This window comes from Streptomyces sp. NPDC091271, assembly GCF_044757505.1.
Taxonomy (GTDB): domain Bacteria; phylum Actinomycetota; class Actinomycetes; order Streptomycetales; family Streptomycetaceae; genus Streptomyces.
In genome coordinates this window covers 141626-157508 of sequence record NZ_JBIVVD010000009.1, presented here as the reverse complement: position 1 = coordinate 157508, position 15883 = coordinate 141626, and the positions used below count along the sequence as shown (strand labels likewise).

The 15883-nt window shown below is 71.4% G+C and carries 12 protein-coding genes; 3 read left to right on the top strand and 9 right to left on the bottom strand.

Going from position 1 to position 15883, the window contains the following annotated elements:
• Positions 1-3: 3 nt before the first annotated feature.
• The 7 genes from ACIQM3_RS32990 to ACIQM3_RS32960 all read right to left on the bottom strand — a co-directional run bounded on the left by ACIQM3_RS32990 (position 4) and on the right by ACIQM3_RS32960 (position 9952).
• Positions 4-2328 carry a molybdopterin oxidoreductase family protein gene (locus tag ACIQM3_RS32990; protein WP_401630901.1) on the bottom strand — a complete coding sequence of 775 codons (2325 nt, stop codon included), beginning with the start codon at positions 2326-2328 and terminating at the stop codon, positions 4-6.
• Positions 2325-3482, bottom strand: coding sequence for an MFS transporter (locus ACIQM3_RS32985; protein ID WP_401630899.1), 1158 nt, complete (start codon positions 3480-3482; stop codon positions 2325-2327). The genes ACIQM3_RS32990 and ACIQM3_RS32985 overlap by 4 nt, the downstream gene beginning before the upstream one ends.
• A 134-nt stretch (positions 3483-3616) precedes the next feature.
• A complete protein-coding gene (locus ACIQM3_RS32980; protein WP_401630897.1) occupies positions 3617-4720 on the bottom strand; it encodes a peptidase C39 family protein in 1104 nt (367 codons plus the stop codon).
• A gap of 67 nt (positions 4721-4787) precedes the next feature.
• The gene (locus tag ACIQM3_RS32975) at positions 4788-6890 is read right to left on the bottom strand and encodes an iron ABC transporter permease (RefSeq protein WP_401630895.1); all 2103 of its coding nucleotides are present in this window, start codon (positions 6888-6890) and stop codon (positions 4788-4790) included.
• Positions 6887-7951, bottom strand: a complete 1065-nt coding sequence (locus ACIQM3_RS32970; RefSeq protein ID WP_401630893.1) for an iron-siderophore ABC transporter substrate-binding protein — start codon at positions 7949-7951, stop codon at positions 6887-6889. The genes ACIQM3_RS32975 and ACIQM3_RS32970 overlap by 4 nt, the downstream gene beginning before the upstream one ends.
• Positions 7952-8047: 96 nt before the next feature.
• Positions 8048-8911, bottom strand: coding sequence for an ABC transporter ATP-binding protein (locus ACIQM3_RS32965; protein ID WP_401630891.1), 864 nt, complete (start codon positions 8909-8911; stop codon positions 8048-8050).
• A 165-nt stretch (positions 8912-9076) separates the two neighbouring features.
• Positions 9077-9952 (bottom strand): helix-turn-helix domain-containing protein, encoded by an 876-nt coding sequence (locus ACIQM3_RS32960; RefSeq protein WP_401630889.1) that lies wholly within the window; start codon positions 9950-9952, stop codon positions 9077-9079.
• 92 nt (positions 9953-10044) lie between these two features.
• On the opposite strand from ACIQM3_RS32960, the gene ACIQM3_RS32955 reads away from it, so the two are divergent.
• Together ACIQM3_RS32955 and ACIQM3_RS32950 are read left to right on the top strand one after the other, a co-directional pair.
• Positions 10045-11118, top strand: a complete 1074-nt coding sequence (locus ACIQM3_RS32955) for a P1 family peptidase (RefSeq protein ID WP_401630887.1) — start codon at positions 10045-10047, stop codon at positions 11116-11118.
• A 153-nt stretch (positions 11119-11271) separates the two neighbouring features.
• Positions 11272-12018, top strand: a complete 747-nt coding sequence (locus ACIQM3_RS32950) for a DUF6227 family protein (protein WP_401630885.1) — start codon at positions 11272-11274, stop codon at positions 12016-12018.
• Positions 12019-12032: 14 nt separating this feature from the next.
• Here ACIQM3_RS32950 and ACIQM3_RS32945 read toward each other — a convergent pair whose 3' ends face one another.
• Complete coding sequence (locus tag ACIQM3_RS32945; RefSeq protein WP_401630883.1) at positions 12033-13607, bottom strand: MFS transporter; 1575 nt, start codon at positions 13605-13607, stop codon at positions 12033-12035.
• 61 nt (positions 13608-13668) lie between these two features.
• On the opposite strand from ACIQM3_RS32945, the gene ACIQM3_RS32940 reads away from it, so the two are divergent.
• Positions 13669-14658 (top strand): helix-turn-helix transcriptional regulator, encoded by a 990-nt coding sequence (locus tag ACIQM3_RS32940; RefSeq protein WP_401630881.1) that lies wholly within the window; start codon positions 13669-13671, stop codon positions 14656-14658.
• Between the two features lie 135 nt (positions 14659-14793).
• Here the strand turns inward: ACIQM3_RS32940 and ACIQM3_RS32935 are convergent, their stop codons facing one another.
• Positions 14794-15795, bottom strand: coding sequence for an RNA polymerase sigma factor RpoD/SigA (locus ACIQM3_RS32935; RefSeq protein ID WP_401630879.1), 1002 nt, complete (start codon positions 15793-15795; stop codon positions 14794-14796).
• Between the last annotated feature and the right edge of the window lie 88 nt (positions 15796-15883).

Below are 15883 nucleotides of genomic sequence, written 5' to 3'. Positions count from 1 at the left end.
GCATCAGCTCCTTTCCGAGGTGCCGCGGCCCTGCGGGGCCGTGGGCGGCAGTGGGTCGGTGCGGGAGACCTGGGTCTCGGGATAGGCGACGTGGCCGGGGGCGACGGGGGGTGCGGGGACCTCGTCGATCGCCTCTGCGTGTTCGATGCGGCAGGCGCAGACCTTGTACTCGGGGATCTTGGAGCGGGGGTCGAGGGCGTCGATGGTGAGGGCGTTGGCAGCCGTGGGGACGGGCCAGTGGTAGGGGATGAACACCGTGTCGGGACGGATCGCCTCGGTGACCAGCGCGGGGAAGACCTCGCTGCCGCGCCGGGTGACGACGCGGACGGGTTCGCCGTTGTGGAATCCGTGGGAGGGGTGGACCTCGGCCCAGGGCCGCGGGGTCTGCTCCACGAGCGCCCCCAGCCGGCGGGTCTGGTTGCCGGAGAGGAAGTGCGCGACGGTGCGTCCGGTGGTCAGCGTCATCGGGTGCTCGGCGTCGTACGGGTCCGCCGGCGGATGCCACTCGACGACCTGCATGTGGATCTTGCCGTCGGCGTGGTAGGTCGTGCCGTCCTCGAACAGCCGGGGGGTGCCGGGGTGGTCGGTGGACGGGCAGGGCCAGGAGATTCCGCCGGTCTCCTCGAGCCGTTCGTAGGTGATGCCGGAGTAGTCGATGATCGTGCCCGCGGAGGCCCTGCGCAGTTCGTCGAAGACCTCGCGGGAGCTGCCGAAGGCGAATTTGTCGCCTGCTCCGAGGCGGCGGGCGATCTCGCACATCACCCAGGTGTCGGTCCGCACGCCGGACGGCGGCTCCTGCGCCTTGTTGTGCTTGACGACGCGTGCCTCCGCGTTCGCCATCACCCCTTCGTCCTCGGCCCAGATGGTGACAGGGAAGACGACGTGCGCGTTGGCGGCGGTCTCGGAGAGGAAGAAGTCGAACTGGGCGTGGAATTCGGTGGTGTCGTACCCCTCCTTGACCACGGCGTAGTTGGGGAGCGACACGAAGGGGTTGTTGCAGATGCCGATGAGACCGCGGATCTCCTGGCGCTGCATCTGCCAGACCATTTCCATCATCGAGGTCCCGGCGGCCGGGAGTTCGGACTCCTCGATGCCCCAGATCTCGCAGATCTGCCGGCGGTGCTCCTCGTTGAGGATCGAGCGGCCGCCGGGGAGGAGGTCGGCCTTCTGACCGTGTTCCCTGCCGCCCTGGCCGTTCCCCTGCCCGGTGAGGGTGCCGTATCCGGCGCCGGGCTTGCCGATGTGGCCGGTGGCGGTGCAGAGGTTGATCACGCTGAGGCAGTTCTCGACGCCCTGCGTGTGGTGCTCGATGCCCCGGGCGTGGAAGGCCATGGCCTTGGGCGCGCGGGCGAAGGCACGGGCGACCTGGACGACCTGCTCCGCGGGGATCCCGCAGATCTCCGCGGCGCGCGACGGGGGGTACTGGGCCACGTTGGCCTTGACCTCCTCCCAGCCGGTGGCGTGGGCCGCGAGGTAGGCCTCGTCGGTGAGGCCCTCCTCGATGACCACGTTCAGCACGGCGTTGAAGAAGGCCGAGTCGGTGCCCGACTTGAGTGCGACGTGGATGTCGGCGGTGCGCGCGACCGCCGTCTCGCGCGGGTCGACCACGATCAGAGTGGCACCGCGGTCCCGGGCCCCCCAGACGTACTGGGTCAGTACAGGGAAGCACTCACCGACGTTGGCCCCGGCGAGCAGGAGGCAGTCGGTGAGCAGGATGTCGGAGAAGGGGTTGCCGGCGCGGTCGATGTTGAAGGCGAGCTTGTTGGCACCGGCGGCGCTCACCATGCAGAGCCGGCCGTTGTAGTCGACGTGCTTGGTCTTCAGTGCGACCCGGGCGAATTTGCCGACCAGATACGTCTTCTCGGAGAAGAGGCTTGCGCCGCCGAGGACGCCGAAGGCGTCCCGCCCGTGCTCCTGCTGGATGCGCCTGATCTCGGAGACGGTGAAGTCCAGCGCCTCGTCCCAGGAGACCTCCCGCAGTTCCTCGTCGCGGGTGCGGCGCATGAGGGGCGCGGTCAGCCGGTCCGGGTGGTTGACCTGCTGGTAGGCGTTGATGCCCTTGGGGCAGAGCCGCATGCGGTTGATGTCGTGGTTGCGGGGCTCCACGCCGAAGACCTTGCCGCCGCGGTCCACCCGGAGATACATCCCGCACTGGACACCGCAGAAGCAGCAGTGGGTGGGGACGAGCGTCTCGCCGTTCTGGTCGGCGTGCCACTGGTCGGCCGGGATGCCGCCGGCGTCGCGGAAGCCACGGGTGCCGGGCGGGGCGAGGGAGGGGTCGAGGGGGACGGTCGTACGGCCGTCGGCTGCGCGTGGGTCCGCGGTCACTTGAAACCCTTCTTGACCTTGGTGAGATAGGCGTTGCCGCGCAGTACCCGCTTGCAGCGCGGGCAGTATTCGGCCCACGCGTCGAAGCCGAGTTCGAGGTCACGCATGGTGCCGCGCAGATTCTCGACGTACGGGCCGGTGTCGATGGCCTCTCCGCAGCGGCGGCAGGCGAAGATCTCGTCGTCCTGGCGCCCGGTGTACTTGAAGAGCTGCATGCCGACCGCTGCCGGGCGCTGCACGATGTGGAAGAACTTCCCGAACGGGATGTAGATGAGGGTGAAGACCACCGACACCATGTGGAGGATCGCCAGGAACTCGTAGCCTCCGCCGTGCAGGAAGATCGAGGAGAAGGTGAGCAGCAGACCGGTCACGGAGATGATGATCAGAGCGAGCAGCGGCACCATGTCGTAGGCGAACCGCTGTCCGGTGATGGCCCCCCGGTCCTTCATACGGCGCCAGAGGAAGTACCCCGCGCCGGGGATGACGAGCACCGCGGCGATGTCCAGGCCGTGGAACATCAGCCAGCCGATGATGTTCAGCGAGTCGAAGCCGAGGATCTTGAGACCCCAGATGCGCATCTCGTAGCCGGGCCCCGACCCGGTGTCGGAGGTGAAGGTGAACCAGCCCCAGGTCAGCGGGAAGGTGATCAGCGCGGCGAGGACGCACCCCCAGAAGATCAGCTGGTGGGCTGCCCAACGGGCGTGTGAGCGGGCGCCGAGGAATTTCTGGAAGCCCAGGTAGGTCGCGATCATCTTCGGCAGGGCGGTGGGTGCCTTGCGGAAGTTCTCGGCCGAGAACAGGCTGCTCCAGCCGTTCTTGAAGAGCCGTCGGGCGCCGGGGGCGGACACCCAGACCGTGTAGCGGTAGGCGACCCCGAAGGCGAGGAAGACGGTGGCGACGGCGTACGGGAGCAGCGCCGAGTCGAAATCGTGCAGCAGGCGGCTGCCGAACACGATCGCGAGGATCAGCAGGCAGGAGACCACGGCTCCGGCCAGGGCCGCGCGGCCGGAGACGGATCGCGGAAGGTTCCGGGCCGCCCTCGCGGCGACGGAGGGCCCCTTGCCGGGTGGCCGGCCGGCCGTCCCACCGGACGGGGCGGTGCGGACACCGGGCTCGGGCTGCTCGGCTGCGGCGCGTTCTGGTGGCTCGGTCACCCGGCCACCGTAGGGCCGAAATGGGCGTTCGGTCCCGTTATATGCCCCGATGGTGTGAGCGCGTCGCCCAGGTGGCCCGAGCCCCGGCTCTTCCCCGGTCCCTCACCGGACGCAACAGCCGGCCGAGGGGTTTCTCACCCGGGCGGTTCGTCGGAGGAAGCGTCGCGCTGCTGCGGGTGGCCGATTGCCACGGCACCGCGGAAACGGTCCGCCGAGAGGGTCGACATGGTGTCGAGCGACGAGTCGGGGACCGGCAGCAGGTGGGCGTCGACCCAGGTGTCCCCGGCGCCCGCCTGGGCCCACGGGTCCTCGATCACGACGGCGCCGGGCACGGCGCCGTGGCAGAGCACCCAGTGCGGCACGTCGAACCCCTGCATCCCTGCGAGCGAGACCAGGAGCAGCACGTGCTCACGTCTGCCGACCGCGCTCCGGATCGCGGCCAGGGAGAGACGGCCCGGGTCGACCGGGACACCGATCCGCCCGGCCTCCGTGCGCGACGTGCGCTGGAGCAGGGCTCGCCACTCCTGTTCCTTCTCCGTGCAGTGGTCGAGCAGGACGGGCTGGTCCGTATCGAGGTGGACCGTCACGGGGGACGACGGCCACGCCCGGCGTACGGCGACGCCCAGTCCGATCGGCTCGCACGCGGGGAAGTTGGTGGCGTCGCGCCACAGTGTCAGCTCCGCCTCGCGGTCGAGTGCCTCCCGGGGCAGCGTCCCCCCGTGCGCCTTCGCGACCAGAGCGGTGACGGCCCCGCAGGTGAAGTGCGTGGTCTGCCCGTAGTACGGGGGCTCGGTCCCCGGGCCGTCGCACAGCCAGCGCACGTAACCGGCATCGGGCCCTGCCCCGTCCTCCACCGGCGAGAGGGGAGGACACAGAGGGGCGAATCCCGCGGCCGCGGCGGCCTCCGGGCTCGCCGTCCACCCTTCCCACTTGACCTGTACGAGCCCGCGGTCCCGTGCGTGCGCGATGACGGCCTCGACGGTTGCCGGCACGTCGCCGACCGCGTCGACGATCTTGAGGTAGGCCGTGTGCGGGCGTGCCGTCACGAGCGCGGCGGCGACCCAGTCCGCACCGTCGTCACCCGGAACGGCCACGATGTGGGGGGCGTGGGCGGAACGGTCGACCGTGTGCCAGCGCTCCGGGACCTCGTGCCCGAGGTGCCCCAGCGAGCTCGGGGGCGTGTCGGGCTCGAACGGGACCACGACGCTCTTCACGGGCGTTCCCTGCTGGGACGGCATTCCGGCGCTCCTCGGCGGGTCGGGGAAGGTGAAGGACGGGTTCTCGGAAGCGGGATCCCGCCCGGTGTCAGGCACGGGACCGCCCGAGCACCCAGACGAAGTACGGGGCGCCGACCAGGGCGATCATGAGGCCCGCCGGCACCTGGGCCGGTACGACGATCGTGCGGCCGAGAGCGTCGGCCACACAGACCAGCAGTGCTCCGAGCAGCATCGCGACCGGGATCGACCGCCCGTGCCGGGCGCCCACCAGGGACCGGGCGAGGTGCGGGGCGACGAGCCCCACGAAGCCCACGACACCGACAGCGATCACGCTGAGCGCCGCGAGCACCGCTGCGATGGCCAGTGCGGCGAAACGCGTGCGTTCCGGCCTGACGCCGACGACGCGCGGGGTGTCCTCGTCGACGGCGAGCAGGTCGAGATGGCTGCGCATGGCGAGCAGCACGGGAACGGCGAGCGCCAGGGCCACCGCGACCGGGACGACGTCGGGGAACGTACGCCCGTAGGTCGTGCCGGAGAGCCAGGTGAAGATCCGCGGGGTGTTCCACGGGTCGGCACGCAGCAGGAGGAAGGTGGTGACGGAGCTGATGCCGTACCCGCAGCCGATGCCGATCAGCACGAACCGGTCGGGCAGGAAGCCCCCGCGCCAGGACAGCAGGGCGATCAGCCCGAACGTGGCGAGTCCCGTCACGACCGCGGCCGCGATGAGCAGCGGCCGCCCGCCGGGCAGGCCCGAGGTGACGACGGCCACCGCACCCAGCCCGGCGCCCGCCGTGATGCCGAGCACGCCCGGCTCCGCCAGTGGATTGCGTACCGCACCCTGTACGACGCATCCGGCCAGTCCGAGAGCCGCGCCGGCGAGGATCGCGGCCAGCACGCGCGGGACCCGGTCGTCGAGCGCCTGCCCGATGAGGTCGGGGGCGGTGCCCTGGGCCCAGAGCGCGATGTCACCCGTCCGGAGCCAGAGACTTCCCGCCAGAACCGCGACGAGGGCCGCCGCGGCCAGCAGTGCCACCGCGCCGAGCACGACGAGAAGGAAAGCGCGGCGCGACCGTGCGGCGACCCGTGCGTGCGGTGGCTGACGCAGCCGGCCCGTGTCGCGGAGGCGGAGCGCGAGGATCACGATGACCACGGAGCCGAGCAGCGCGGTCGGCACACCGGTGGGAATGGAGGCGGCCCCGTCCGCGCCCTGCAGCGCGCGCAGCGACGCGTCCGCGAGCAGGATGAGCAGCGCGCCGAGCAACCCGGCCGCGGGCACCAGGAAGACGTGCCGCCGCAGCGCCCGGACCCGTCCCGCGATCAGCCGGGCGAACACGGGGGCGCCGAGGCCGACGAAGGCGATCGGGCCCGCGAGCGTCACCGCCGTGCTGGTCATGACCACCGCGCAGATCACGGCGATCACACGGGTGCTCCGGATCGGCACGCCGAGGGTGGACGCGGCGTCGTCGCCGAGGTTCATCACATCGAGCCTGCGGGACAGCGCCAGGGCGACGCAGAGCACCACGGCCACGAGGGGGAAGGCGCGTACCGACGCGTCGATGTTGATCTGTGCGAGCGAACCGCTCCCCCAGGCGAAGAGACCGGTCGTGTTCTGTTCGAACAGGATGAGGACCATCGCGGTCGCCGCGTCCAGGGCCATCGCCGTCGCCGATCCCGCGAGGATGAGGCGGGTGCCGGTGGTGCCCGCGGCCCGGCCCGCGAGGAGCAGTACGAGCGCCGCCGCGGCCAGTCCGCCGGCGAACGCGACGGCGCCCGACGCCCAGAGCGGGACCGCGAGGCCGAACGCCGCGACGAGCGAGAGCGTGAAGTAGGCCCCGGCCGTGACCGCGAGGGTGTCTGGGGAGGCGAGCGCGTTGTGCGTGACGGACTGGAGCAGCGCCCCGGCCGCGCCGAGGGCGATGCCCACCGCCACGCCCGCGAACAGGCGCGGCAGGCGCGAGCCGGTGAGGATCTCCCCGACCGGAGCCCCACCGGTGTTCTCCCGTTCCCCGCCGAGGTACCGCACCAGGTCACCGACGCCGACACCCGATGTGCCCTGCGTCAGGTGCCACATGCCCACCAGGACGGTCACGACGAGGAGGAGTACGAGGACGGCCGCCCCGGTGGGGCCGCTGCCGCGCTCGGCGTGCGGCAGGGCTTCCCTCCGGGGTGCCGATGTCCGCGTCGTGCTCACTTCTTGTCGAGTACGTCGACGTAGGCGTCGATCGCCTGCGCGCAGGAACGCGGGCCGCCGGCGCCCCACACCCGCGCCGGGAACGCGTGCGCGCGGCCTTCCTTCACGGCGGGCATGGTCTTCCAGAGCGGGTTCTTCTCCAGTGCGGCGACGTACCCGCCGGCCCCTTCGTCGTTGGCGTAGAAGAGGTTGGCGTTCCCCACCGAGGTCAGCCCCTCGACGTCGGTCTGCGCGAGGCCGTACGAGGGGTCGACGCCCCCGTCGCCGTGAGCCTTGTCGACGTCGTCGGTCCACGCGGGGTTCATGCCGAGCTCTTTGCCGATCTCGGTGAACAGGGCGCCGTCACTGTAGGGGCGGACGGTGAGGTTGCCGCCCTCCAGCCATCCGTCGAAGAACAGGAAGTCCTTCGTCGGCAGATCGGCGTCGGTGACCTGCTTCTTCGCCGTCGCGAGGTGCGCGTCGAACTCCTTGAGCACCTGGTCGGCCCGTTCGGTGCGCCCCGTGGCCTTGCCGATCATGCTGAACACTTCCCGCATGTTCCCGATCGGGTCCTTCGGGTCCGCCCCCCGCGTGGCCATCACGGGGACGCCGCGCTTCTCCAGCTTCGCGATGGTCTCGTCGTCGGCGTCGAACGCCTCCACCACGATGAGGTCGGGCTTCGCGGCGTAGAGGGTGTCGAGGTCGGGCTCCTCACGTGTGCCGATGTCGGTCACCCCGCCGGGCAGCTTCTCCGCGCTGACCCAGGTGCTGTACCCCTTGGCGTCGGAGACGGCGGTGGGGGTGACGCACAGGGTCAGCGCGTCCTCGACCTGCTGCCACTCCAGGACCGCGATCCGTTCGGCGGGCTTGTCGAGCTTCACCTGACGGCCCACGCCGTCCTTGAAGGAGACAGGCTTCGTCGACGTGGTCGTGGTGTCCTGGGCGCAGCTCTCCGAAGCGGGCGCCGCCTCGGCGCTGCTCCCGGTGCCGGCCTTGTCGACGGTGGTCGTGCCGCAGGCCGTTGCGGCGAGGGCTATGAGCCCTGCGGAGGCTGACGCCGCCAGGCGACGGGCACGGTTCATGAACGATCCTCTTTCTTGCGATGAGTTGCGGCGGCGGATGTGCCGCTTCAGGCGGGGTGGCGTACGACGGCTCCAGCCGGGATGGCGTACCGCCGCTCAGCCGGGATGGCGTCCGATCGGGTCGATGCGGAGACGGCCCGTGCGGGGGTCGACGCCGACCTCGACACGGATGTCGTAGACCTCGCCGATGTTCTGCGCCGTGAGGACGTCGGCGGGTGCGCCCGCCGCGTGCACACGGCCGGAGCGCATCAGGACCAGCGTGTCCGCGACGCGGGACGCCTGGTCGAGGTCGTGCAGCACGATCCCGACCGCGATGCCGTGCTCCTCGACGAGATCGCGCACCAGGTCGAGCGTCTCGATCTGGTAGCGCAGGTCCAGGTGGTTGGTCGGTTCGTCCAGCAGCACGACGCCGGTGTCCTGGGCCAGGCAGGCCGCGAGCCAGACCCGCTGCATCTCCCCGCCGGACAGCTCCCCGACCGGCCGGCCGGCCATGTCCCGTACGCCGGTCACGCCCATGGCGTGGTCGACGGCGCTCCGGTCCGCGGCGGTCGGTCCGGCGAAGCCACGCCGGTACGGGTGGCGGCCGAACGCCACGACCTCCGCGACCGTCAGCCCTTGGGGCGCCGGCCTCGACTGGGAGAACAGCGTGACCTCGCGGGCGAACCGACGGGCGCTGAGCAGGGCCGCGTCGCGCTCGGACGGGCCGCCGGGTGCGCCGAGCGTCACGCGGCCGCCGTCGACCCGGTGCAGTCGCGACAGCGCGCGCAGCAGCGTGGACTTCCCGCTGCCGTTCGGCCCCACCAGGGCGGTCGCGCGGCCGGGTTCCAGGGCCAGCGAGACGCCGTGGACGACCTGTGTGCCGCTGTACCGCAGTACCAGGTCGTGCCCGTTGAGGGCGGCCTCCGGCGTGGCGGCGTCGGCCGCGGGGCGCCCGGCGCGCCGGGAAGTGCTCGTGAACATGGGTGGGTCCGGACACTCGGAGGGGCAGGGACTGCGGCACCCTCCGTCCGGCTTTCGCCGGCCGGGCAGCGGACTCCCCCACGCACGGAAGCACCGTGCGCGGCGAGCAAGAACTTAGGGTCGCCTAACTCCGAGAAGGGTATGTTCCGCTTGCGAAGTCGGCAATCAGGAGTTTTGGACAGGCAATACGGGATTCCGGACATCCCCGGATGAGCTGTCGGCCGCGTCGAAGTAGGCGCCCGGCGTGGTGCCCATGACCCTCCGGAAGGAGGCGATGAAGGTGCTGGGCTGCGCGTAGCCGAGCGCCTCGGAGACGGTCGCCACGTCGAGCCCCTCGGAGAGGAGCGTCAGCGCCCGGTGCACGCGCAGCACCTGCCGCCACTGCGCGAAGGACAGGCCCGTCGCGTGGCGGAACGCGCGGGTGACCGTGCGGTCGCTGATCCCCAGCCGCCGCGCCCACTCCTCCAGCGAGCGGCAGTCGGCGGGATCGTCCAGCAGCGCTTCGGCGATGGCGTCGATCCGGGGGTCACCGGGCAGTTGCAGCACCAACTGGCGTTCCGACGGCCTCAGCACGTCGAACACGACCGACTCCGCACGCGTTCTGGCCGCCGCGTCGAGATCCGCGCGGGACAGATGGGTCAGCAGCGACTCCAGCAACGGCGTCATCGCGATCGCCTGCGGCTCCTCGAACGCGAACGGCGCGCGGTCGGGGGCGAAGAAGGCCTCGTAGAATTTGGCGCCCGCCGTCGCCCTGCCGCCGTGCACCAGTCCGGCGGGCATCCAGAGCCCCTGCCCCTCGGACACGGTGAAGACGCGGTCCGCCACCCTGGACGTCAGCGTCCCCCCTCGTACCCAGACGAGCTCGTGGAGGGAGTGCGAGTGGGGCGCCCACTCCGTGGGGACGGGCGGTATCTGCAGCCCGGCGATGATGGCGAACGGGGCTGTCGCCTGCTCGAGGAGCGGCGCGACCCGGCGCACGACGGTGCCCGCCTCGCGCCGCCACATCCCGGGGCGCGCGTCGCCATGGGACGGTCGGACCATGCGGACGACTCTATCCGGCCCGCCTCCGCTCCCCCCTCCACCGCCTGTACGTTCGCCCCTGCACGGCACCCCGCACTCACGAGGAGCTTTCCATGACCGACGAACTGCCCGGCCGGGGCCCGCTGGACGCGCTGACGGACGTGGCAGGGATCCGCGTCGGCCACGCCGGGGTGCCGGGCGAGGGTGCGCTGAGCGGGACCACCGTCGTCCTGGCCCCCGAGGGGGGAGCGGTGGCGGCCGTCGACGTACGCGGCGGCGGCCCCGGCACCAGGGAGACGGACGCCCTCGATCCGCGCAACCTGGTGCAGCGGATCGACGCGGTCGTCCTGACCGGCGGCAGCGCGTTCGGCCTCGACGCCGCGTCCGGCGTGATGGCCTGGCTCGAGGAGCAGGGGCGCGGCGTCCGGGTCGGCCCGGACCCCTCCCAGGTGGTCCCGGTGGTGCCGGCGGCCTGCCTGTTCGACCTGGGTCGGGGTGGTGAGTGGCGGGCCCGCCCCGACGCGTCGACCGGCCGCGCCGCCGTGGAGGCCGCCGCCGCCTCCGAGCCGGGCGCGCGGGTGCCCGAGGGCTCGGTGGGCGCGGGCACGGGAGCGGTGGCCGGGCAGGTCAAGGGGGGTGTCGGCACGGCGAGCGTGCGCCTGCTCTCCGGGGCCACGGTCGCCGCTCTGGCCGTCGTCAACGCGGCGGGCTCCGTCCTGGATCCACGGACCGGGGTGCTGTACGGGGAGTACGGCGCGGGAGAGCCGCCCGCGCATCCCGCGCCCGCGGTGCACGAAGCCGCGCGCCGGCGGCTGGCGGAGATCCGGGGCGCGCGGGCAGACCGGACGGAGGAGACCGGCGGCGCCTTCAACACCACGATCGCCGTCGTCGCGACCGACGCCGTCCTCACCCGGGCGCAGGCGCAGAAACTCGCGGGCACGGCGCACGACGGGCTGGCGCGCGCCGTCCGGCCGGTCCACCTGCTCACCGACGGGGACACCGTCTTCGCCCTCTCCACCGACCGCCTGCCGCTGCCCCAGGAACCCGTCGCCGCGCTCAACGACATCCTGGCGGCGGGGGCGGACACCCTGGCCCGCGCCATCGTGAAGGCCGTCAGGGCGGCGCGGGGTGCCGACGGCCCCGGAGGCACGTTCCCCTCGTACAGCGAGCTCTACGGCGCATCCTGAGGCGGCCGGGAACCTCTTGCGCGCCACCCCGAACAGCCGGGAATTTTCTGCGTGCGCGGTACGTTTTTGGTGAACCCCGGTCACGATGTCAGACCCAGGGACTACGTTATGCACGCATCAGGTAACACGCGGCGACGGCCTGGAGACAGCACCTTGAGCGATCCGTACGAGACAACCGAGCAGCACCTCGAGCGACTCCTGCGATGCGCCCTCAACTCCTTCGACCTGTCCGACACGACGGTCGACCGGCTCGGGACGGCACTGGCGCACAGCAGCGCCCTGCACTCGTCCCACCACAGTTCCGTACTGCACCGCGAGACCTACCGTCACACGTATCTGCTCTCCGACGGCACCACGCTCACCCTGTGGGAGCTGGTCCACGGCGGCGGCAGGGACATCCCGGCCCCTCGCAGCCACGAGCTGTACGACGACGAGGGCGACGCCCAGCTCGCCGCCGCGCGCCTCGCCGGAAGCTTCTGGGACACCCCCGCCCTCGGTGACGACAGCCTGCGGGAGGACCTGGAGGCGCTCACCCTGCTCATGAGCGTCCCCCCGGCCCCCCTTCCCCGCATGTACGCGTCGGACAATTCGGCGGACCATGCCCGCCGTGTCCTGCGCCGCGCGGAGAACGGCGACCGGCCGGGCGCCGCGACGGCCGGACTCCTCCGGGCCGCCTTCGCCCACCACATCACCCAGGTCTTCGGCCGCCAGTACCACGTCGACGGACGGGATGCCGGTTTCACGCTCTACGAGCACGCCTTCCTCCTCCTGGACGGCAGCGAGACGAGCCTGTGGGAGGTCGAGCACACGGCCACACCCGACGGCCGGCACATGTGCGAGGTGTACGACGACGAGCAGAGCGCCCGCATGGCCATGGAGAACCGCACCCGGATCTGCTGACCCGGCCGTCGGGTTCAGCTCGCCAGGACGGGCTCCTTCCTGGCCTCGCCGTCCTGAGGCTCTCCGGGGCCCGTGTCCTCGTCGGTGCCGCCCTCCAGATGCACCTGGGGCCTGGCGGGCAGGGCGAACATCACGAGGAAGATCACCGCGAGCACCCCGGCCACCCACCACAGCGACTGCTGGAAGGCGTCCACGAACGCCGCGCCCATCGCCTCCGGCGGCAGCCGGTCGCTGATCGAGCCGAAGAAGACGACCGAGACGAGGCCGAGCCCGAGCGCCGTGCCCATCTGCTGCACGGTGTTGATCAGCCCGGATGCCGAGCCGGAGTGTTCCTTCGGCACTCCGGAGAGCACCGCGTCCGTGAGCGGGGCCACGATCAGCCCCATGCCCACGCCCATGACCACCAGCGGGAGCGCCATCTGCCAGGGGCTGATGGCCAGTCCGTAGCGCCCGGCCTCCCAGATGTAGAGCAGCAGCCCGGCGATCATCAGCAGGGCGCCTGCCTGCAGCACCTTGCGGCCGAAGCGGGGCACCAGCTTCTGCACGGAGATCCCTGCCGCACCCGAGACGGCGATCGAGAACGGGATCCCGGTCGAACCGGCGCGCAGGGCGCTCCAGCCGAGTCCCATCTGCAGGTAGAGCGTCCAGACCAGGAAGAAGATGCCCAGGGCGACCCCGAAGGTCAGCTGCACGGCGGTGCCCGCGGCGAAGCTCTTCACCCGGAACAGCGAGAGTTCGATGAGCGGCGAGCCGTCCCGGTCCGCCTTCCTGCGCTCGAACACGATGAGCGCCGCGAACACCAGGAGGCTTGCGGCCATCGACAGATGGCCCCACAGCGGCCAGCCCAGCTCGCGTCCCCGGGTCAGCGGGTAGAGCAGCATGAGGAGGCCGAGCGTCACCAGGGCGACGCCGGTCAGGTCCAGCCGGAGTGCCTTCGGTGCCTTGGACTCGCTGATGAACTTCCGCCCGAGCACCAGTCCGGCGATGCCGACGGGCAGGTTGATCAGGAAGATCGGCCGCCACTCCAGGCCGAAGAAGTTCCACTCGGTGAGCAGGGCGCCCAGCAGCGGCCCGGACACCGCACCCAGCCCGACGATCGCGCCGAACAGCCCGAAGACCTTGCCGCGCTCGTGCGCCGGGAAGGTGGCGTGCACGATCGACAGCACCTGCGGCACCATCAGCGCGGCCATACCGCCCTGCAGGATGCGCGAGGCGACCAGCATCTCCGGGTTCACGGCGAAGCCGCAGAGGGCCGAGGCGATCGTGAAGCCCCCTATGCCGATGAGGAAGAGCCGCTTGCGGCCGTAGATGTCACCGAGCCGGCCGCCCGTGATCAGACCCGCCGCGAAGGCCAGGGCGTATCCGGCGGTGATCCACTGGATCGACGTGAACGAGGCGCCGGTGTCCCGCGTGATGCTCGGGATGGCGATATTGACGATCGTGACGTCGACCAGGTCCATGAAGGCCGCGGTCATCACGATCGCGAGCGCGAACCAGCGGCGCCGGTCCGCCGGGTCCTGCGGCGTGGCCGGCCCTGTCGACGTCGTGCGGGCGGCTGCCGTGGCCGGCAGAGATTCGGATGGAGTCATGGGAGGAAGCTAGAGGCCCAACAGGTCAGATAGTGACCTAATGGATGGGCATGCTGTACCCATGACCGACACCCCGGCACGACTGCTGAAACTGCTGTCGCTCCTCCAGACACCTCGCGAGTGGCCGGGCAGCGAACTGGCCGAGCGGCTCGACGTCACCGCGCGCACCATCCGCCGCGACATCGACCGGCTCCGCGACCTCGGCTACCCGGTCGAGGCGTCGCGGGGCTCGGTCGGCGGCTACCGCCTGGTCGCGGGCTCCGCCATGCCGCCGCTCCTCCTGGACGACGAGGAGGCGGTGGCCATCGCGGTGGGCCTGCGGGCCGGGGCCGGTCACGCCATCGAGGGCGTCGACGAGGCATCCGTACGGGCGCTGGCCAAGCTGGAGCAGGTGCTCCCGTCACGGCTTCGGCACCGGGTCTCCTCCCTGCAGAACGCCACCGTGCCGCTCACCCGCGGCGACGGTTCGACCATCGACCCCCGCACGCTCACGGCGATCGCCTCGGCGGTCACCGGGCGGGAACGGCTGCGCTTCGCCTACCGCTCCGGGGACGGCACCGCCTCCAGGCGGCAGGCCGAGCCGTACCGGCTGGTGAGCACGGGCAGCCGCTGGTATCTCGTGGCGTACGACATGGACCGCGAGGACTGGCGCACCTTCCGGGTGGACCGGGTGAGCGAGCCCTTCGCCACCGGCTCCCGTTTCACCCCGCGTGAGCTGCCCACCGGGAGCGGGGACGCGGCGGAGTTCTTCGCCCGGTCGATGTCGCGTACCCAGCCCGAGCTGCGCCTCGACGTGACCTTCCGGGCCCCGGCGGGCTTCGTGACGGCACGGCTGCCCTCGACGCTCGGCCCGGTGGAGCCGACGGGTGAGCAGAGCTGCCGGCTGCGCACGGCCTCCTCCGACTCGATGGAGTGGGTGGCGCTGCGGCTGGCACTCGTGGACTGCGAGTTCGAGGTGCACGGGCCCCCGCACCTGGTGGAGCACCTCAGCGGCCTGGGTGCCCGGCTGACCCGCGCCGCGTCACCCCGGCCGGCGGCGGGGCGGACGTGAGAGCTGCGGGGCGGACATGAATGAGCCCCGGCGCCGGGGGGGGTGGGCGCCGGGACTCAGCTCATGGGACCGGAAAGGAGACCGGTCGTCGGGCCGGTGCGAACCGGCTTGATGGGGAGATTACGGGTTATTCGCTCACGCCGCAGCGTCAAAGCCCGTGTCGTGAGCCATTCGCTTCAATTCGAGCAATGCGTGCTTCTCGATCTGGCGGATCCGCTCCCGCGTCAGACCGTGCTGCTTGCCCACCTCGGTGAGGGTCCGCTCGCGGCCGTCCTCGATGCCGTACCGCATCTTGATGATGGAGGCGGTGCGGTTGTCGAGCTTGGAGATCAGGTCCTCGAGCTCCTCGCTGCGCAGCAGAGTCATCACGGACTGCTCGGGCGACACGGCGGAGGTGTCCTCCAGCAGGTCCCCGAACTGCGTGTCTCCGTCGTCGTCCACGGACATGTTCAGGCTGACGGGGTCGCGGGCCCAGTCCAGGACGTTGCCCACGCGCTCGGTGTTGGAGTCGAGCTCGGCGGCGATCTCCGCGTGCTCCGGGTCGCGCCCGTGCTCACGGTTGAACTCACGCTGCACACGCCGGATCCTGCCGAGCTCCTCCACGAGGTGGACGGGGAGCCGGATCGTGCGGGACTGGTCGGCGATGGAACGCGTGATGGCCTGCCGGATCCACCATGTGGCGTACGTCGAGAACTTGAAACCCTTGGCGTAGTCGAACTTCTCGACCGCGCGCACCAGGCCGGCGTTCCCCTCCTGGATCAGGTCGAGCAGGGGCAGACCCGCCCTGGGGTAGCGCCTGGCCACGGCAACGACCAGCCGGAGGTTGGAGCGGATGAATATGTCCTTGGCGCGCTCGCTCTCGGTGACCAGCGCCTCCAGCTCCTCACGCTTCGCTCCGCCGGCCTCGCTCTCCACCACTCCGTCGAGGATCTGCTGGGCGTAGACGCCCGCCTCTATCGTCTGCGAGAGCTCGACCTCCTTGGCGGCGTCGAGCAGCGGTGTGCGAGCGATCTCGTCCAGGTACATGCCGACCAGGTCGCGATCGGCGATCTCCCCGCCCACGGCGCGAACACTGCTTGCCCGGTCGGTCCCGCCGGTACTGGCGGACGAACGACGGGCGACGGCACGGGTTGCCATGCGTGCTCCCTTGCTGAGTAGGTCGCGACACCCTCCCGGGTGCCCTGCATCCGATGGAAACAACGACTGGAATCCGGACAGAATTCCC